We start from the raw sequence: 19,837 nt of genomic DNA, 5'->3' as shown, positions 1-19,837 counted from the left end.
CCCCAACCCCCACCGCCGATTTGACAACATTCCCGCCCATTATGTATAGTCTCCTGTGCCCTTCTTACATGAAAGGACTAGGCTAATTAAACTAGTCCTTTACGACTACCTCACAACCCCTACGAGAAGCCGACCATAAAAGCTCATTTTACTGGAAAAAGAGGCCCAAAACTCCTTTAAAAAAACTACCCCCATGATTAATACTACTCAGTCAGTCTCGTCCCTGGAGGGGGTGTGGAATGGATTCCATTGTCCTTCATCTGCCAAGGGCTGACCCTTCCCTGGTGCCAAGATCATAAAACTCTTGGCCGGAAGGCCTAGTCCTTTTGGAACAAAAGTGGATCCAATTTCGTCATACTAGAGAATTAGTACAAAGAGGTGAGAAAGTGAAACGTAAGTTCGTTTGGTTAATCCCCAGTCTCCCTGTGGTGGCGCTGCTGGCCATGCTAGCCGCCATCACCTCCGCCGCGCCCTCCGGCGTCGCCGGTACCATTACCCTCACCGGCGGCTCCTCAGGCGCCTTCTACTCGGACCAGACCGGCTTCAACATCGTTACGGCGACTGTTGTCGATTCGGACTTTAGCCCGACTCGCACTGGCGTGGCCCGCATCCTCATTGATGCGGCCGCCGCTGGCGCCACCAACCCCTTTAAGTTGGACGGTACAGCTCAAACCGCTCAGGGAGCGGCCAGCCAGGCCTTCCTCCAGGGCGAGAAATCCATCACCGATTCTTTCGATAGCACTGGCAATGGTGCGGCCATGGTCCTCTCCCTTACCAAGATTGGACGAGACTCCAACATCAATGACGCCACCCCTGCTGATGTGGGCGTACCCGATGCGGCCCTCAACGCCGAAGACGTTATCCTCAAGATAAACGGCGTAACCAAGGTTCCCTCCGCTGTCACTCTGAATGCTACGGGAGGCATCGCATCCGTTACCCTCGCTGCCGCGGATAACCCCGGCTCTGCCGCTCCCGCGGGCGCTAAGAACGTCACCGTTCAGTACCAGCACTCTGAGTTCGACCAGACGGCAGGTGCCGCGACCCCAATACTCTCGGCGACCGTGCAGTTTGCCGCTGACTTCCTTCCTGCTACCACCAAGAGCAGCGTTGGCACTAACGTCATAAACAACGCCGCTAGGACTGTTAGCACCGCTTCTGACTTGAGTGGTGTTGGTGGCACCACAGACTCCATCACCATTACCTTCACCTACAACGTGAAGGAAACCGTAACAGAAATGGTCAGCTTTAGCTCTCCCAGCCTTGCTGCTAAAGGCCTCACTCGGAAAGTTAATGGTACCGAGTCCTCCGCCGTCAGCAACTCCTACGCTGTTAAGGCCGGACTATTCAGTTCCTCAGACTTCGATAAGATCTCCACGGCTGTCAACACCGCTGGCGTCGCAACCATTGACGCCGTGGAAGCCGCTGCCGGAATAACCGGTACTCCAGGTCTAGCCGCCAAGATCGGCGCGGCCGCCCTGGCCCTCGATTTTGCCGCCACTGGCACCGCCAACCTAGACCAGGACGAAGCCGGTTCTGATGACGCCCTTCTGAAGCTCCTCGTCCCCGTAGCCGATGGTGAGGTTCTTACCGTCAGCTACACCGACGATGGCGCGACAAATGCCAAGACCGCTGACGTTGACATGAAGGCGCCCACCATCGCCATTGTGAGTCCTGTCAACGGCGCCTTTACCAATAGCACTACCGTATCCGTGGTCTTCAAAGTCACTGATGAGAACTCGGCTGGCGGTAAGGCTTCAGGTCTTGCTACTACCGACGTAGATACCATTAGCAGAAGCGTTGGCGGCAACACCGCTGACGACCTCGTGCCTTTGCTCGTGGGCACCAACTCCTTCCAGGTCAGCAAGGCCTTCACCTTCGTCGCGGGCACAGACGACGGCTCCATCAGCTTCTCTGTACCTACTAAGGACAAGGTCGGTAACACGCCCAAGTTCGCTGACGACCGCACCCAGCCTCAGAAGGCTCAGGGCGTCGCCAACCCCGCCGTGTTGGGCGCTGCTAACCCCGCAGTTCCGGCCACCTTTGACGTTACCAACAACGGCAACCCCGTTAAGATTACCTTGGACACCACAGCCCCGGCCCCATTGCTTGCCGCCTCGGTCAAGACCGGTGGCGTAATTGATACCCGTCTCACCACTCTTCCCACCGGTGCCCATACAGGCGCTGATGGCGCTCAGACTCTCACCGATGCCCTCGCCAGCTTTGTCGTTGCTGGAGTTGTGGTTGACGACAAGGTCACCAACCTCACCGACGGCAGTTCCTGCCTTGTCACCGCCCTTACCGCCACCACCCTCACTTGCGGCCTCGCTGGAGGCGTGGAGAACGACTGGGACACCGGTGATAACTATAAGGTTGAGAACCCGGCCATTGGCAACGTCAAGGCTGACGCCAAGGCCACCTCGGCGGTCTCCTTCTTCGCCAACACTGGCTCTCCCGCTACTACCGCCACCATTGATCCTGCTACTGTGGATGCCGCTGACTTCGTCGTCGTTGGCTCCACGGTTACTTCCGTCGCCGTTGACAAGGCTGGCAAGAGCATTCTCATTGGCCTTGCCGCTGCCCTGGCTACCGATGCCAAGCCCAAGCTGGAACTGGCCGGTTCTATTAAGGACAAGGCCGGTAACACCATGGCTACCTTCACCGGCTCCGCCGGCATCACCTCCGTTGACGGCTTGGCTCCTGCCGTCACTGGCATCACGCTTACTGGCGACGCCGGAACATCGCCGCGCGTAGTCAGCAAGGGCACTGTCTCCATCGCCTTCAGCGTCGGCGAGTCCGCCGCTACTACCCCCGCCGTAATAGCCAGCTACCTGGTCATCGGCGCTGACAACACCCTGGCTAAGAGCGGTGTTGGCGCTGAGATTGACAAGGCTCTGACTGTATCCTCCACCGGCGTGAATAGCTGGTCCTCCTCCGTCGGCATAGCTACTATCACCGGCGCTTCCAAGTCCGGCATGGTCACCATCCAAATCACAGTGACTGATGCCGCTGGCAACGTCGGCACCGCCGGTCTTGCGGACCCCGATGGTACCGCTGTCGCGGATAGGGGCAAGCTCAAGGCCGACACTTACATCGTTGAGTTCGACAGCGTACTCAACGGCGCCTTTGCTGCTGGCTTTGTTGTCAGCCCTGACACCGATGCCACTGCTGCCTTTGCTACGGATATCCCAAGCCCCTTCGTTACCATTCACTTCGATGACGCTGGTTCCGCCGGTCCCGGCGAAGACAACGAGTTCTACGCTGACCCGGACGCCGGCGGTGCTTTGACCGCCCTCAATATGGATTCCCAGAAGGGCGTAACCCTCACCTCCGCCACCTGGACTCCTCCGGGCGGCACCGCCACCGACATCCTGTCCAGCATCGTTTCCGTTGACACCAACAGCTTCCTGTTCCCCGCCACCGGTCTGGCTGTGGGTACCCACACCCTCAGCATTCAGGCCAAGGACGCTGCTGGCAACGTCTCCATCAGCGCCGGCTCCACCACTCCCACTACCCATACCATGACCCTGGTGGTTGCCGCTCGCGCTACCTACAAGGTCACGGTGAATCCGGGCTTCTCCCTCGTCTCCATCCCCGCCCAGCCCACCACCACCGCCATTAACGACGTTCTCGGTTCCAAGACCGCCATCAAGTTCGTCATGGCCTACGACAACGCCACCGGTCTCTGGCTAGTCGCTTCCCGCAACCCCGTTACCGGCACCTTCTCCGGCAACCTGACGCACATTGATGCGGCCCGTGGCTACTGGGTCCAGTCTGACAGCATAGCTACCCTTGAATTCAACATACCCAGGGCCACCGGCGGTCAGCCCGTCTTCCCCACCGTCGTGCAGCTCTTCAAGGGTTGGAACGTCGTCCCTGTCGGCGGCGACCCTGATGTCCTTCCCGCTGGCACGGACATTGATCCTGATACCTACTTCGCCGCTCTCGATTGGGCTGCTGCCTACACCTTCAACACCCTTGGCGTTGCCAACCTTAAGATTACCCCCGCCAGTGCAGTAGCGTGCACAGCTCAGCCCGGCGCAGTGCCTGTAGGTGGTCAGGCCTGCTTGGAGGCTGGTACAGCCTACTTACTCTACATGAATAAGGACGCGGTCCTTATCCCGTAACCCAGTCCTGAGCTAAGTCGAAGGACTAAAAGAGAAGGCCCGCCTCAGGCGGGCCTTCTCTTTTTATTGACTCCTAACCGCTGCCACAACTCATCTATACCACCAACCCATCCAGCGCAGCGTAGGGGCCAGGTCACCTAACCCTTTCTTTCCCCTCTCCCTTTTCTGACATCTTCCCATTGCCTTAAGCATCTCCCATCCCTTACCCTATTCCCACGTCCACCACCGCTATTCACTCACTAAACGTCGAGCGCCTTATCTTTTCCAATCGCAAGACCTCGTTGCCAATCGAGATGGAGGCCGTCCGCCGCAGGAGGATCGGCCCCCCAACCAGCCGCCCTACAGACCTCCTACCCTGCGGTTCCTCACTTGGGCCAGCCCTCCAATTGAATCGAATTGTTTTCCGAAAAAGAGGGGTGTTAACTTTTCAACGGCCGCCAAAAACAATCCCGCAAATGAGTCTGTGCCTAACCTGTGCCAGGTCTACTTCTACTACATTCACATTCGTTTGCTATTCGTTTGTCAAATAAAAAAGTTGAACTCCTTGACTTGCTCATATCAACACGAAATCTCCGCCTCCTTAACCTATATACTACGCGGAGGCTTGATTTATCGCCCCCGAAGCCAATCGCGAATAAAACTAAATATTTTTGGGTGCCATAGCCAACGCGAACTCATCCCCCGACGCATCCCATGACCGACGCCGCCCAATCACTACATACGGGCGAGGCTCCGCTATTCTTTATACAATAGGGAACTCAGGCACGCATTACGCTTGGAACACGGATCGCAAAGCAAAGGGTGCAGGGCGCGCCTTGCCTGCCTATCCCCCCATCGCTGACGCCCTCAGCAGCGTCACCCTCATCTCCCCCGGCAGATTCGTCGGCGTCACACGCAGCGTGGGCTGAGGCTCCAGGTCCTTCGCCCCCATCGCCTTCAAAAACGCCTCCAGCCCCTCCCCCGCCTTATACCCCATCGGGACAACAATCTTCGGGCTCATAGACCGCACCAGCTGCGCCATCCGGTCCACCCCCAGCCACTCTGACGACACACACGGCGCCAGCACCACGTCCACCGGTGTCAGCGCCTGCGTCTGCTTCTCCGTGAGCGGCATCAGCAGGTTCCCCAGGTGGCAAACATTCACCCCCTCTACCTCAAACACATACGCCGTGTTTCTATCCTTCGACGTCCCCTCCGTAGGCAGCGGCGTCATCACCCCCTGCACGTTCACCCCCGCCGACGAATACTCCCCCGGCCCGTCGATGAGCAAATACTTCCCCTGCAAGCCCTCCCGGCTGCTCTGGTCCGGCCGCTTGCAGCTAATCGTCACAACACTAGGCTCAAAATCCGGCGCGCTAGCCCCCAGCGACGCGCTATACGGGTCCGTCAACACAGACACATCCCCGCTCCTCAACCTAAAGCTATAATGCGCCAGCCACGTAATCTCCATTACTGAACCATCCTATTGATGTAAGGCTTTAGATATTTGAACGAGGGGTTGAGGGGTGTTCCATCTGGTTCTCCCTCTTCTCCTATTGCAAAGGAGAAGAGGGAGTTAGAGGGTGATGAGGTGCTCAATATTTTCTTCCCCTTCCAGCAGGAAGGGGCCAGGGGATGGTATCCCGATTGAGAACAAGGATGTATTTCGCATTACACGTATTGATGGAGAGAGTAGGACAGAAGCCCCTACCCGGACTCCTTCCTAAACTTCTCCACCAACTTCCACGCCAGAGGCAGCGTCAACGTCGCCAGATACAACTTAATCAAATCCCCCAAAATAAACGGGTACAACCCCCCCACCAGCGTCTTCTCCCACGTCCCGGACCCTGCAATCAGCTCCCCCAGCGGCCTCCCCGCCGCCGGATGAATCCACTCCGTGCTAATCAAATACGACAGCCACAGCAGCCCCGGCACGTAAATCAGCGCGTTGCTGGCCAGAAACCCGCCAATCAGCCACGGCTTCCTGTCCCATCCCCTCTCCGCAATGAACCCCGCCAGCGCCGCCGCCAGCACAAACCCCAGTATGTACCCCCCGCTGCTTAAATCCCACGGAAACTCAGACGTACCGTTCCACGGAAAAATGAAATGCACCGAACTCTCCCCCACCACCCCCGCCGGTGACGACGGCGCGTACACCGGCAAAAACATCCCCGCCACCAAATAAACCGACAGCGACGCCGCCCCTCGCCACGCCCCCAGCGCGCCCCCTGCCACCAGCGTGGCAAAGGTCTGTCCCGTAATCGGCACCGTGGTAAACGGCAGCCGTACAATAACCTGCGCGCACAGCGCCACAAACGCCGCAAACCCCACAATCAGGATAGCCTCCTTGGCTATCCTTGCCTCTCGCGTCTTAGCCCAGTCCCGAGGATAAAGAACATCCGCCAGGACAGCCCGATTAGTTAATTGCATGGTTCTCTCTTATGTCTCTCTGAGCAAACTTTGAGCGTAAAAGCATCGTAGAGTATAATAACCCCAATCTCAGAGCGTCAACGCCTTGACACTCAAATACCCCAATGTTACATTCCGAGTTAGCAGTTAAGCGGCCCGTCTGCTAAAAATGGAGCTTTGACGAGCCATGTTCAACCAGCGTTCTGGCGCCGTCCTCAAGACTCTAGTCCAAGAGTACATCACTACCGCCACGCCCGTTCCCTCTGAGAACATCGCCCGCCGCGCCCCCATCAAAGTCAGTTCCGCCACCGTCCGCAACAAAATGGCGGAGCTGGAGGAAGCCGGCTACATCCTCCGTCCCCACATCTCCGCCGGCGGCGTCCCATCCCACAAAGGCTACCGCTTCTACGTCGAATCTTTGGATGACGACCTGGAACTCCCCGTCGCCTCCCAGCACGAAGTCATGGGCCGCTTCAGGCGCGGCCTCCGCGACCTCGAGGAGTGGGTCGAGCAGGCCGCATCCGTCCTCGCCGAGCTCTCCGGCAACATGGCCGTCGTCACCTACCCCAGGGCAGCCTCCCCGCGCATTAAAGCCATCCAGGTCGTCCAGCTTCAAGACCTCCTGGCCCTCCTCATCGTGGTCCTCAACGAGGCCCGTCTGAAAAAGAACCTCATCCCCCTGGACGGCCCCGTCGGCCAAAATGACTTTACCAGCGTCTCCAACAAGCTCAACAGCGTCTACGCCGGCCTCACCTACAACCAGATGCTCAACAAGACCGTCGAGTTGACCCCCTTCGAAAGCCTGGTCCGAGAAGAGACCCTCCGTCTCCTCAAAGAGGACGATGAAAAACGCGCCGCCGAGCATAGCGTCGACGGCCTTCGTCTCCTCCTCTCCCAGCCCGAGTTCGCCGAGCCTGGCAAGGCCAAAGAGGTCGCTGGCCTTCTGGAGGACGGCCTCCTGGTCAAAAGCTTCATGGCAAAAGCGGCTGAGCAGCAAAAAGTCTCCGTTCATATCGGCGAGGAAAACGCGGAAGGCCCCCTCAAGTCCTTCAGCGTCATCATCTGCCAGTACGGCATCCCTGACGAAGCCTCCGGCGTCGTCGGCGTCGTCGGTCCCACCAGACTTGCCTACTCTAATGTCATCAGCGGCGTGAAGTTCCTCTCCGGCTTCATGGATGAGATGATGTCCTCCGTCCACCCCGGCCACTAAGGCGCGCTGGCTCCCTTTATCTGTCGTAATTCTTTCTTGAGCCTCCTCCCTGGACACGCGTATAATTAAACGTTGAGTCTACCCCCTGAAGGATTCACTTTGGCTAAGCGTGACTATTACGAGATCCTGGGCGTGTCCCGGGACGCCTCAGAAGAAGAAATACGGAAAGCCTTCCGCAAGAAGGCCCTGGACTCCCACCCGGACCGCAACAAAAGCCCTGACGCCTCCGAGAAGTTCAAAGAGGTCAACGAGGCCTACCAGGTCCTCAGCGACACAGACCGCCGCTCCCGCTACGACCGCCTCGGCCATGCCGGCGTCGCCTCCGATCCCGGATTCACCCGCGACTTCGAGGGCTTCGACGTCTTCGGCGGCCTCGGCGATATCTTCGATACCTTCTTTGGCGGCGCCTCCCAGTCCCAAAACGCCCCCCGCCGCGGCGACGACGTCCACCTTCAACTCACCCTTGACCTCGAGGAAGCCTACCTAGGCGTCGAGAAGAAGGTAAAAGTCGAGCGCACTCAGCGGTGCCGCGCGTGTTCGGGCAGCGGCTCAGAGCCTGGCGCCACTCCCGTCCGTTGCGCCGACTGCCAGGGTTACGGTCAGCTAAAACGCGCCCAACGCAGCCTCTTCGGTCAGTTTGTTCAGATCGTGCCCTGCTCCTCATGCCGTGGCCGCGGCTCTATCATCCAGAAGCCCTGTGTTAACTGCCGCGCCGTTGGGCTGGAGCGGGTCAAAGCCGACATTAACGTCAAAGTTCCCTCAGGCATAGACAACGGTATGCAGGTCCGGCTCACCAGCGAAGGCCATGCCGGCGTCAACGGTGGCCCCCCAGGCAGCCTCTATATCAACGTCTCTGTGAAGCCCCACTCCGTTTTCCATCGCGATGGCGTTAACCTCCTTGTGGACATGCCCATCAACTTCCTCCAGGCCGCCCTCGGCGCGGATCTCAAGGTCCCCACCATGAACGGCGCCGAAGAACTCAAAATCCCTCCTGGCACTCAACCCGACGCGGTCTTCCGACTCAAAGGCAAAGGCATGCCCCATGTTCGGGACCATTCCAAAGGCGATCTGCTGGTCCAGGTCAAGCTGGCCGTCCCCACCGGCCTGGACCCGGAGCAGAAAGAAGGCCTCGAAAATCTGGCCAAAATCATGGGCTGGACCAACAACGGCCAGCCTGGCAAAGACAAAGGCATCTTTAACAAAATTAAAGACGCCATTGCCGGTTCCTAGCGTCCCTTCTCAGCTTTGGTCGCATTCGTCCCAATGTGACCTCTAAATGAAATGGCTAGAGTTTACTGTCAAGGTTCCCCCTGAGCTTGTAGAGCCTGTATCTCAACTCTTCGGGCGATACGGCCACGGCGTAGCCATCGAAGACTCGGTCCCCGGCCAGGTCTCTCTTCGTACCTACCTCACCTCCACCTCCACCCAGCGCCGCGCCCGCATCGACGTCGGCCTTAAACTCATCGGATCCCTCCTCCCTATCCAAGGCCCCTTCGTCGTCGAACTGGACGGCGAGAATTGGGCCGAGGCCTGGAAGTCCCACTTCTCCCTCCTTCGAGTCGGTCGTAACCTGGTCATTAAGCCCCCCTGGATTCCCTATACTCCCCAAAAATCCGACCATGTCATAGAACTCGATCCGGGTATGGCCTTCGGCACCGGCCGCCACCCCACCACCCGCATGTGCCTCGAGGCCTTGGAAGATTTCGTTAAACCGGGTACCCATGTCCTGGACGTGGGCACGGGTTCAGGAATCCTGTCCATCGCGTCTGCCAGGCTGGGCGCCGAGCGCGTGGTCGGCCTGGACGTAGACCCCACAGCCCTCAAAGTTGCTCGCAAGGCTTTACGCGCCAATTCTGTCCAGGACAAAGTTGCCCTGGTCTATGGTTCCATCCCCCACCCTAAAATTCGTCCCTCTTCCTATCACCTGCTGGTAACCAACATAAGCGCCAAAGTAGTGCAAGACCTGGCGCCTCATCTCCACGCCGCCCTCAAGCCGGGCGGCCACATCATTACCGCCGGCTTCCTCGACTCCCAGGAGGCCGCCGTCACCGATAGCTTCAAAGCCCTTGGCCTCTCCCTAGCCCGCCGCGCCGTCTCCGCCGATTGGGTCTCCCTCATCTTCAGGAACAGCGCCTGATGCCCCGATTTCTTGTCGATGCCTCCGCTGTCCAGGGCGAACGGGCCCTTCTGACCGGCGAGGTAGCCCATCGCATATCCCGCGTCCTCCGCATGTCCCCCGGCGCCACCGCCGATCTGCTCGACGGCGCCGGTAATGTCTACTCCATCGTCATCTCCTCCATCGACCGCGATAGAGTCTCGTGCCGCGTGACCTCCACCACCAAAGACGTCGGCGAACCCTCGGTCCGCATTACCCTCTGCCAGGGCATCATGAAGAGCGATAAGTTCGACTGGGTCTTGCAGAAAGGGACTGAGGTCGGTATCAGCGAGTTCGTGCCCATGGTCTCCAAAAGATCTGTCCCCAAACGCTCCGACGCCGAAAGCCCTGGCAAACGCGCCCGCTGGGCCAAAATCATCGCCGAGGCGATGGAACAGTCCGGCCGGAGCCGCCTGCCCGTACTCCACCCCGCCACCACCTTCGATGATGCCTGCGCCCTCGCCACCCCCAACTCCCTGGCCCTCATCCCCTGGGAAGAAGCCCGAGGGCGCGGTTTGAAGCAAGTCCTGACCACTCCTATCCCGCATCGAGTCCTGCTATACATAGGTCCGGAAGGCGGCTTCGACTCCTCTGAAGTCCAACACGCCCAAAGCCTCGGCATCCACCCCGTCAGCCTAGGCAGCCGCATCCTCCGCGCCGAGACCGCCGGCCTCGTCGCCGCCTCCGCCATCCTCTACCACACCAGCGACCTGGGAGGTTGAGGTTCCCTTCCCCTCAGGTCCCCCCTCTTCTCCTATTGCAAAGGAGAAGAGGGGGATAGAGCCTGCCCTGAGCCTGGCCGAAGGGGGGTGATGAGGTGATCCTTATTTCTCTTCCCTCTTCTCCTGTAATCGGGAGAAGAGGGACAAAGGGTGATGAGGGCGCCCCGCTTTATGCCAACGACCCTTATGGCAGAAGAGGCACCCTTTACTCCGCCTTCGGCGGCCTCCCCATCAACTCCATAATCGCCTGTCCCACCGGCAGCCCCTCAAAAAGCACCCGGCTGGTAGCCTCCACTATCGGCAGCTCCACCCCCAATTCCCTCCCCATCTTCAGCGCCGCCGACGTTGTGTAAACCCCCTCCGCAACGTTCTTCATCCCCTTCAAGATATCCGTTAGAGACCTCCCCTTGGCTAGCTCCACGCCCACAAACCTGTTGCGGCTCAATGCGCTGGAGCATGTCGCCACCAGGTCCCCCAGACCCGCCAGGCCGGCAAACGTCAGCGGGTTCGCCCCCGCCGCCACGCCCAGCCGGGTTATCTCGGCCAGCCCTCGAGTCATAAACGCCGCCTTGGCGTTGTCCCCGCTCCCCAGCCCGTCCGATATCCCGCATCCCAGCGCGATGATGTTCTTCAGCGCCCCGCCCAATTCCACGCCCACCACGTCATCATTGGTATACACTCGAAAAATCGGTGACAATAGTATCGACTGGGCCTCATTCGCCGTCCCTTCGTCCTCACTGGCGATGACCGTGGAAGACGGCTTGCCAGCCACTATCTCCATCGCCAGGTTCGGTCCCGACAGCGCGCATATCCTGCCTCGATGCGTCGCCGGCAACTCCTCCTCGATAACCTGGCTCATTCGTTTCCCCGTCTCCATGTCCAGGCCCTTCGCCGCGCTCAGGACAATAGAGCTGGGCGATAGGTATGGCCCTATCCAGCGCAGGTTTTCCCTCATCCGCTGCGACGGCACCGCCAGCACCGCCATGTCCACCCTGTCCAGGGCCATGTCCGCGTCGCTGGCAACCTGCAGCGTATGAGGGAAGCGTAATCCTGGCAGGAAACGATGGTTCTCCCTGCGTTTCTCTAAATCCGCCGCTTCCTCTGAGCTTCTAGCCAGCAGCGTTGTCTGCACGCCATTGCGTGACAAATGGACTGCCAGCGTCGTTCCCCAGGTCGTCGTCCCCACTACCGCTGCCCTCGGCACTAGGTCACCCGGCCTGCGGCAGCTTTTTCGCCCGCTGGCCTATGCGGCGCTCCGTCCCTTTGAGCAAGCGTTCTATGTTATCTCTGTGCTGCCAGATAATCAGCGCAGTCCCTGGGATGAAATACCACAGATAAAGCGGAGATAGATCGGTTACAGTCGTTAGCGCCACCGCTGCAATGGCCACTGTGGCTACCCCTACAATAGAACCCAAAGACACATAGCGTCCCACTCCTACCACCGCGGCAAAGACTCCCAGACCAATCGCCGTCGCTAGAGGGCTGACCATCACTGCTCCTCCCACGCCGGGCGTTATCCCCCGTCCGCCCTTGAACCCCAAAAATGGCGACCAGTTATGTCCCGCCAGCGCCAGCAGCCCCGCCGCTACCTCCACCATCGCCGAATCCGACGCCGCCTTTGCCAGCAGTATCGCCAGGACACCCTTAGAAACATCCAGCATCAGCACCGCCGCCCCCGCCTTGCCACCCGCAGTACGCAGTACGTTGGTGGTGCCTATCCTGCCGCTGCCGTACTCTCGAATGTCCACCCCCTGGGTGAGCCGCAGCATCAAATACCCCCACGGAATCGACGCCATTAAGTACACCAGCGGGACCACCAGCATGTACTGGACGTATAACTTGTCCGTGTCCAAAGCAAACAAGACTACGGCTAGGTATGCGGCAAGCAAAGGTGGCAGGGCCAGCAGCGCCAGCGCGATTCCCATCTACTCAGATCTCCTCTTGAAGACCAGCCGCAGATGCGTGTGCCTGAAGCCAAAGGTCTGACGGATCTTGTTCTCCAGGTATCTTCGATAGGAGAAATGTATCGTCGGCTCATTGACGTTGAACACAAACGTCGGTGGATGCGTGTCCACCTGCCGCACCTGGTAAAGCTCTAGCCGCCGTCCCCTAACGTTCGATGGCGGCCTCGATACCCAGGCGTCGTTCATCAATCGTCGAAGTTGGTTCTGCGGCACCTCGCGTCCTCGCTCTTCGTATATTTCCAGCGCCAGGTCCAGTATGTCCTGTATCCCCTGGCTTTCCAGCGCCGATGTGAACACAATCGGCGCGTACGGCATAAAGTGGAACCGGCGGCGAATTAACTGTATCGCGACCTCCTGCTCCGTTCCAGTCTCCTGGGGCGCCAAATCCCACTTGTTTACTACTACGATGATTCCCTTGAACGCGTCCATCGCCATCCCGAATATGTGGGTGTCCTGCTCCGTGGCTATCTCCATGGCGTCCAGCACCACCAGCGCAATGTCACACCGCTCCACCGCCTTGACGCTCCTCAGCACGCTGTACTTCTCAATGCCTGGCCGTATCTGACCTCGACGCCGCATCCCTGCCGTGTCTATAAGCACCATCGGCTTGTCCTTGTACACGAACCGTGTGTCCAGGCTGTCCCGGGTCGTCCCCGCCACGTCGCTGACAATAGCTCGCTCTTCCCCCAGGATGGCGTTCATTAGCATCGACTTGCCAACGTTCGTCCGCCCAATAATCGCCAGCTTCGGCACCCCCTTCGTCTCCTCCACCTTCCCCTTCCACTCAGGCAGCAGGCCTAATATCTGCTCCATCAGGTCCTGCGTACCCAGGTTATGGTACGCGCTCATCAGAAGCGGCTCGCCCAGCCCCAGCCGATGGAACTCTGCCGCCGTCGCCTCCCGCTGCACGTTGTCCGCCTTGTTGGCGATGGTAATCAGCGGCTTCTCCAGCCGCCGCAGCCACTGCGCTATCTCTTCATCCAGCGGATTCAGCCCTTCCTCTGCGTCCACCACAAACAGCACTAGGTCAGACTCCTCAATCGCCATCTCCACCTGCGCCCGCACCTTCTCCTTCAGCGGGTCCCCCGTCTCTCCCTCCAGTCCTCCCGTGTCCACCAGCGTGAACACCCTCCCGTCCCATTCCACGTCCCCAATAATGCGGTCTCGAGTCGTCCCCGGCACCTCGCTCACCACCGCCTCCCGTCTCCCGACAAGTCTGTTAAACAACGACGACTTGCCCACGTTCGGTCGGCCTACAATCGCCACCAAAGGCTTCCCGTCCGCCCCTTTACTGCGTGCTGATTGTGAAGTCACTGCGCGTTCCATGCTGCTTTTCTTATTCTACTACTTACTAGGATTGAGATTGATGAAAAAGAAGTGTAACTGTCATCCTGAGTCCGCCAGAGGCGGATCGAAGGATCTAATCACTGTGACCGCCACCACGCCCCTTTGACGACTGCCAGCCTTAGTTTTGTCATTTCGAGCGAAGTCGAGGAATCTGCTATGACCATAACCTCGTTTGTCATATCACCGCCACGCTCTGCCTCAACCTCTCACTTCGTTCCCATCAAAAATTTCAGCACCGCCTTCTGCGCGTGCAGTCGGTTCTCTGCCTGCTCATACACCACCGAGCTTGCATGCTCCAGCATCCCCGGCGCTACCTCCTCCCCATAATGCGCCGGCATGTCGTGCATAAAAATAGCCCCCTTATTCGCCATCTTCATCACCTTGTCGTTTACCGTGTAACCCTTAAACGCCGCCAGCCGCGCCTTCCGCTCCGCCTCCTGCCCCATGCTGGTCCACACGTCCGTATACACTACGTCCGCCCCTGTCACTGCCTCTTCCACCTCCAGCACGCTTTTTATCGATGTCCCGTTCCGAGCGCCGCGCTCCCGCGCCAGCCCCAGGCTCTGTCCATCGATTTCATACCCCTTGGGCGACGCGATGGCGAAGTTCGCCCCCACCGACGCGCAGCCCAGCGCCAGGCTCCTCGACACGTTATTCCCATCCCCTATAAACGCCACTGTAACGCCTTCTAAGCCGCCTTTTGCTTCCAGGATAGTCTGCAAGTCCGCCATAGTCTGACAAGGGTGTTCCCAGTCCGAAAGCGCGTTCACCACCGGCGCGCTGGCATGCTTGCAGAACTCGACCAGCATCTTGTGCGAGTTCACCCGCGCCACCACCCCGTCCACGTACCTGCACAGCACCCGCGCCACGTCCGACGCCGGCTCCCGCGCCCCCAGGCCTACCTCTGCTCCGCCCATGTAGAAAGAGAACCCGCCCAGCTCATATATCCCCACCTCAAAGCTGGCGCGAGTCCGCAGCGACGGCTTTTCGAACAGCAGCGCTATCGAACGGCCAGCCAGGGGTTTAGCCCGAGCGGCTCTGCGGCTCTTCTTCATATCCATCGCTTGTATGACCAATGGCATTACTTCGTCGGGCGACAGGTCGCGGATAGATAAAAAGTGTCTAGGCCGGGGTTTCACTTGTATTCCCTCTGTCTGAATCATATCCTAGTGTTTAATGGCGCTTCAAGACGAAATCCTGCACGGCTTATTATGAGGCATTACACAAGGAGGCATCTTGGCTGAAACCATTGGGCGCCCCAAATTCGCGCGCATCTTCGCTATGCTTGTCCCCCTCCTCCCGCTCATACTTCTACTTCAAGCCATAATGTTCGCAGGATTCTATGAAGAATTTAATCGAGACTTCCTTGACATCCATCTCTACGTCGCCCGTATTTCAAACATCTTCGTTGTGCTGCTGCTGGTCATCGCTTTTGTAGCCCGATTCCCCAGGTCCTACCGTGTCTTGCCCATAATGATAGCCATTGCGTTGCTCTGGATCATCCAGGACGCCATGGGCGAATCTATCAGCGATGCCCGTTGGCTGGTCTGGCTCCACATTCCCAACGCCTTCATCCTCTTCGGACTTACCATCGCCCTCGCAGGCCGGCTCCACAGGCAGGTGCTGCGCAAAAGCCCGGTCGGTCCTTAGTCCTTTTGATACCCCACCTCAGCTCAGGAGTCCCTAAATGAGTGTCCGTGCCTATATCCTCATCGAATCCCGACCCGGCAGCAACAAGTTTGTCTTAGACCAGGTCCGGTCCCTCCCCGGCATCAAGCTGGCTGACCGCGTCACCGGCCCCTACGACGTCATAGCCGTCCTCGAATCCGAAAGCCTGGCCATCCTGAGCCAAATAACCGTCAGCAAAATCCATACCGTCGAAGGCGTAGTCCGCACCCTCACCTGCGTCGCCACCACACCTCCAGTCTAGCCTCTCCCAACCTCCTTCGAATGCCCAGAGCTAGTTGAAGGTTTGTGTGTCATAAAAAAGAAAGCGATTTGTCATTCTGAGCGTAGTCCTTCTGTACTCGGAAGGACGCAGTCGAAGAATCTGGCTAGTCCGATGCCTCGCTAGGCATCTCACAGACACGCTGCGCACATCTTCTCGTCTACAAGCGCTTTCAACGCTCCAAACTAACACTAGCCATCTCGAGGTCTCCACCGCCTTTAAGAAGTTAATTCGTGGGTCACCCTTGCGCTTTCCTCCTCGCCATCCGCCCCGCCACCGCCGCGTCCGCCAGCGGGCTCCTCGCCGACCGTATCGTTATATCCACCAGCGACGGCTTCCCCGACCTCATCGCCCGCTCCACCGCCGGCCTCACCTCGACACCCTCCTCCACATGCTCCCCGTGCCCTCCAATCGCCTCCACCACCTTGTCGTATCGAATAGTCCGCAGGTCCGTCGCCACCGCCCGTCCGTAATACGCTAGCTGGTAGTTCCTGTCGATGCCCCACACCGAGTCATTCCCTAGCACGGTAGTGAACGGCAGGTTATGTCTAATTGCCGTATCGAACTCCATAGTGTAGAACCCCACCGACCCGTCGCCGATGAACAGCCACACGTTGGATTTAGGCCGCGCCAGCTTCGACGCCAGCGCGTACGGCACCCCGAATCCCAGGTGCGCCAGCGGCCCCAGCCTTAGCCATTGCCCCGGCCTTCGCGCCTTCAAATATCCGCGGCCCCACTGCACATAGTCCCCGCCATCGAACACCACCACGTCGTCCTCGCCTATCAACGGCTCCACTTCCATAAACACCCTCATGGCGTGCAGCGGCTTCTCCTCCGATGCGTTGCCACGCAGCCCATCCAAATACGTCTTCCTCGCCTTCGCCAGCGACGTCGTCCACGACCCCAGGTCCTTCCACCGCCGCTTCTTCGCCCCCTCGCCCATCTGCTCCACCACCGCGCCGATGTGCCCCAGTATCGCCACGTCCGCCCCACGATTGAACCCCAGCGTCTCCGGCGTCGCGTCCACCTGTATAACCTTGGCGTCGGCGTTTATGTACGGTGGCCTGCCGTATCTAACCCGATTGTCCAATCGCTTCCCCAGCAGCATCACCGCGTCCGCCTCTCGAATCAGCCGCGCCGTGTGGTTCAGCGCCCCGTCCGCGTACCCAAAGCACAGCGGGTGCTCGTCTGATATCAGTCCCCGTGCCTGCTCCATGGTGAAAATCGGCACGCCGCTGGTCTCCACAAGACCCTTCAATGCCTCCGGCTCCACGTAATACCTCGATGCGTTGGCCGCGATGATCACCGGCTGCCTCGCCTTGGACAGTATGTCCAGGGCCTTGTCCACCGACTGCGGGTCGCCGGGGTTCCGTCCCTGGTGCCTGTACTGCGACGGCTGGTACGGCGGCATCTCCTCCTCCGTGGCCGTCTCCTCCTGTATGTTGGCCGGTATCGTCAGATGCACCGGCCCGGGCCGGCCCGCCATCGCCGTCCTGAAAGCCGTCGCCGTCATATCGGCGATGCGCCGCTTGTCGTGTATCATCCACGACCCCTTGGTCACCGGCTTGGCCATTTCCACCTGCGGTATCTCCTGAAACGAATACATCCCGTGTTCCGGCAGCTCGCTGCACCCTGCGACGACCACCACCGGCGTCTCTTGCGTGAACACGTTAGGCAGTCCCGATATGGCGTTCGAAAACCCGGGCCCTCCCGTCACCATTACCACCGACGGCCTGCCGGTAATGCGAGCGTAGGCGTCCGCCATCCCTACCGCCGCCGCCTCATGCCTCGTGTCGATGAAGTGGATCCCTTCGTCCGCCGCCGCGTCCACCAGCGGCAGGATAGTATCTCCTACAATCGTAAAAACATACTTAACGCCCTCCTGCTTCAAACTCCGAATAAGCAGGTGCGCCCCTGTAAGCTTAGCCATCTCTCCTCCAATGTCTTCTTACGGCCATTGTAAAGTGCCCCTATCCCACGGACAACCCTTGTTGCGCATCGCAGCCTGGTAGGGTACTTTGGTCAGGCTAGATTGACGGAAATCACACCATAGGCCTAAAGGATTCAAGCAAGCGAAAATATTCCTACTGCGGCGCACCTTGGTGAGCTTGGAATCGACTTTGCTTCTCTGGTGTGTGGAGTGGTTCCCTTTCTGGTGCCCCCTCTTCTCCTATTGCAAAGGAGAAGAGGGGGTTAGGGGGTGATGAGGTGATCTTAATTTCTCTTCCCCTTCCAGCAAGAAGGGGCTAGGGGATGGTATCCCGATTGAGAACAACGTTGGCTTTTATATTAACGAGTAAGTATAAGGAGACCCCCCCATGAACATCACCATAATCGGCGCCGGCGGCGTCGGAGGCTACTTCGGCGGCATACTGGCCAAGGCCGGCAACAACGTCACCTTTATCGCCCGAGGCCAGCACCTCGACGCCATTAAGCGACACGGCCTCCGCGTCAAGCACCACGCCGGCGATTTCACCGTCCAGGTCTCCGCCACCGACAACCCCGTTCAGGCCACTCCCTCAGACCTCGTCCTCTTCACCGTCAAAGGCTACGACACCCAGAGTGCCGTTCCTGTTTTGAAGGCCCTGGTCGGCAAGAACACCAACGTCCTCACCCTCCAGAACGGCGTCGAAAGCTATCAAATCCTGGGCGACGCCGTCGGCAGAGCCCGAGTCCTCCCTGGCGCCGCCTATATCGAAAGCCGCATCGACTCCCCAGGCGTCATCCAGCAGACCGGCCCCAACTGCCGCATCGTCTTCGGCGAGGCCGACGGCTCCAGGACCCCTCGCGCTCAGTCCATCCACAAAGCCTTCCTCGACGCCGGTATCAAGTGTGAGATCTCCGACGACGTGATGAAAGTCCTCTGGACCAAGTTTGTCTTCATCGCCCCCGTGGCCGGCCTCACCACCGCCTGCCGCACCCGCATGCTCCACCTCCTTGACCAGCCCGATTACCGCGATGCCCTGGTATCCGCCATGCGTGAGGTCGAAGCCGTCGCCCGCGCCCACAACGTCCGCCTAGACCCCGACGTCGTCGATAAGACCATGGCTTACGTCACCAACGCCGTCAAAGACCTCACCGCCTCCATGCATCTGGACCTGGACCGCGGCCGACGCCTGGAACTGGAAACCCTCACCGGCGCCGTCGTGCGCCTGGGTGAGGCAAAAGGCGTCCCCACGCCCATAAATAAGCTGCTCTATCTAATTCTCAAGCCTCACATGAACGGCAAAAGCGGAAGGACATAGCCGAGAAATCCGGCTTTGCCACCACGGGTTCTCGGCTATGTTGAGGCAAGGCGACATCGCCCTTTTGCTATACCCTTTGTCATTGCTATGGATATAGGCTTACTGGTACGGTTGGCTTTCCTTCTGGTCTCTTCCCCCCGAGGGGAAAGGTTATTGAGCACCTTAAGACAGAGCAAAGCGAAATCCCGATGATAATCGGGAAGTAGGGGGGTCGGGGTCCTGGCGGAGCAGGGGTCTCTCCTTCCTTTCATTCGTGTAGCATCCTAAGAAAGGACGTCTCTCACTGGTGTTATCTCTGTAAAATAAAAAGGGGACGCTCTCTGAGCGCCCCCTTTTCGCTAATCTAAAATCTGAACTTTACTTCCTGGCCTTAGCTCCGGCCTTCCCCGCCTTAACCTTCGACCCATTCCCCCCGTTCTTCAGCCCGTAAAACTCTAACGCATTGTCTCGCAGAATCGCCTTCTTGTCCCTAGCAGTCATGTCCTTGCGGTCATAGATATCCAGGATGCTCTCGGGGTACTCATGGTCCCAGTGGGGCCAGTCCGAGGCATACATAAGCCGGTTCTGCCCCATCTCCTTAATGACCTCGGGGATCAGATGCTCCGCTGCCTCAGCGTGGACAAAGACGTTGCCGCTGTTTATGTACTCGGAGGGGTCCTTCTTGCAGAGAGGCGTCTCAAACCAGCCGCGCTTCTCCCACTCCTCGTCCATGCGATTGAGCAGGTAGGGAACCC

General features: G+C 59.1%; 16 protein-coding genes. 8 read left to right on the top strand and 8 right to left on the bottom strand.

Annotated features, from left to right (window positions below; genetic code table 11):
- The first annotated feature begins 386 nt into the window (after nucleotides 1-386).
- Complete coding sequence (locus FJ320_10645; protein ID MBM3926418.1) at nucleotides 387-4,124, top strand: hypothetical protein; 3,738 nt, start codon at nucleotides 387-389, stop codon at nucleotides 4,122-4,124.
- Nucleotides 4,125-4,947: 823 nt separating this feature from the next.
- Here FJ320_10645 and FJ320_10640 read toward each other — a convergent pair.
- A complete protein-coding gene (locus FJ320_10640; GenBank protein MBM3926417.1) occupies nucleotides 4,948-5,574 on the bottom strand; it encodes an MBL fold metallo-hydrolase in 627 nt (208 codons plus the stop codon).
- Between the two features lie 236 nt (nucleotides 5,575-5,810).
- Nucleotides 5,811-6,533 carry a biotin transporter BioY gene (locus FJ320_10635; protein MBM3926416.1) on the bottom strand — a complete coding sequence of 241 codons (723 nt, stop codon included), beginning with the start codon at nucleotides 6,531-6,533 and terminating at the stop codon, nucleotides 5,811-5,813.
- 166 nt (nucleotides 6,534-6,699) lie between these two features.
- Between FJ320_10635 and hrcA the strand changes: the two genes are divergently transcribed.
- The 4 genes from hrcA (at nucleotide 6,700) to FJ320_10615 (ending at nucleotide 10,599) form a co-directional block, all read left to right on the top strand.
- On the top strand, nucleotides 6,700-7,722 hold the full coding sequence (hrcA, locus tag FJ320_10630; protein MBM3926415.1) for a heat-inducible transcription repressor HrcA: 1,023 nt from the start codon (nucleotides 6,700-6,702) through the stop codon (nucleotides 7,720-7,722).
- Between the two features lie 99 nt (nucleotides 7,723-7,821).
- Nucleotides 7,822-8,952 carry a molecular chaperone DnaJ gene (gene dnaJ, locus FJ320_10625; protein ID MBM3926414.1) on the top strand — a complete coding sequence of 377 codons (1,131 nt, stop codon included), beginning with the start codon at nucleotides 7,822-7,824 and terminating at the stop codon, nucleotides 8,950-8,952.
- A 46-nt stretch (nucleotides 8,953-8,998) separates the two neighbouring features.
- Nucleotides 8,999-9,859, top strand: a complete 861-nt coding sequence (prmA, locus tag FJ320_10620; GenBank protein ID MBM3926413.1) for a 50S ribosomal protein L11 methyltransferase — start codon at nucleotides 8,999-9,001, stop codon at nucleotides 9,857-9,859.
- Nucleotides 9,859-10,599, top strand: a complete 741-nt coding sequence (locus FJ320_10615; protein MBM3926412.1) for a 16S rRNA (uracil(1498)-N(3))-methyltransferase — start codon at nucleotides 9,859-9,861, stop codon at nucleotides 10,597-10,599. Before prmA ends, FJ320_10615 begins: the two co-directional genes overlap by 1 nt.
- 205 nt (nucleotides 10,600-10,804) lie before the next feature.
- On the opposite strand, the gene FJ320_10610 is transcribed toward FJ320_10615, so the two are convergent.
- From FJ320_10610 to argF, 4 genes are all read right to left on the bottom strand, one after another.
- Complete coding sequence (locus FJ320_10610; protein MBM3926411.1) at nucleotides 10,805-11,803, bottom strand: NAD(P)-dependent glycerol-3-phosphate dehydrogenase; 999 nt, start codon at nucleotides 11,801-11,803, stop codon at nucleotides 10,805-10,807.
- Between the two features lie 4 nt (nucleotides 11,804-11,807).
- Nucleotides 11,808-12,524: a glycerol-3-phosphate 1-O-acyltransferase PlsY gene (plsY, locus tag FJ320_10605; GenBank protein MBM3926410.1), complete on the bottom strand. Its 717-nt coding sequence runs from the start codon at nucleotides 12,522-12,524 to the stop codon at nucleotides 11,808-11,810.
- The gene (locus FJ320_10600; protein MBM3926409.1) at nucleotides 12,525-13,889 is read right to left on the bottom strand and encodes a ribosome biogenesis GTPase Der; all 1,365 of its coding nucleotides are present in this window, start codon (nucleotides 13,887-13,889) and stop codon (nucleotides 12,525-12,527) included. It lies immediately after the preceding gene.
- 227 nt (nucleotides 13,890-14,116) lie between these two features.
- Nucleotides 14,117-15,073 (bottom strand): ornithine carbamoyltransferase, encoded by a 957-nt coding sequence (argF, locus tag FJ320_10595; protein ID MBM3926408.1) that lies wholly within the window; start codon nucleotides 15,071-15,073, stop codon nucleotides 14,117-14,119.
- Between the two features lie 73 nt (nucleotides 15,074-15,146).
- Here argF and FJ320_10590 point away from each other — a divergent pair, with 73 nt between their 5' ends.
- Nucleotides 15,147-15,560 (top strand): hypothetical protein, encoded by a 414-nt coding sequence (locus tag FJ320_10590; GenBank protein MBM3926407.1) that lies wholly within the window; start codon nucleotides 15,147-15,149, stop codon nucleotides 15,558-15,560.
- A gap of 37 nt (nucleotides 15,561-15,597) precedes the next feature.
- On the top strand, nucleotides 15,598-15,840 hold the full coding sequence (locus tag FJ320_10585; GenBank protein ID MBM3926406.1) for an Lrp/AsnC family transcriptional regulator: 243 nt from the start codon (nucleotides 15,598-15,600) through the stop codon (nucleotides 15,838-15,840).
- A gap of 256 nt (nucleotides 15,841-16,096) precedes the next feature.
- Here FJ320_10585 and FJ320_10580 read toward each other — a convergent pair whose 3' ends face one another.
- A complete protein-coding gene (locus FJ320_10580; GenBank protein MBM3926405.1) occupies nucleotides 16,097-17,788 on the bottom strand; it encodes a thiamine pyrophosphate-binding protein in 1,692 nt (563 codons plus the stop codon).
- A 388-nt stretch (nucleotides 17,789-18,176) separates the two neighbouring features.
- Here FJ320_10580 and FJ320_10575 point away from each other — a divergent pair, with 388 nt between their 5' ends.
- Nucleotides 18,177-19,103, top strand: coding sequence for a 2-dehydropantoate 2-reductase (locus FJ320_10575; GenBank protein MBM3926404.1), 927 nt, complete (start codon nucleotides 18,177-18,179; stop codon nucleotides 19,101-19,103).
- A 357-nt stretch (nucleotides 19,104-19,460) separates the two neighbouring features.
- Here the strand turns inward: FJ320_10575 and FJ320_10570 are convergent.
- On the bottom strand, nucleotides 19,461-19,837 hold a 377-nt coding region (locus tag FJ320_10570), incomplete at its 5' end, for a hypothetical protein (protein ID MBM3926403.1).

This window comes from SAR202 cluster bacterium, from assembly GCA_016872285.1.
Lineage (GTDB): Bacteria > Chloroflexota > Dehalococcoidia > Lucifugimonadales.
Note: the sequence above shows the minus strand (reverse complement) of the source record. Positions and strands in the feature narration are given on the sequence as shown.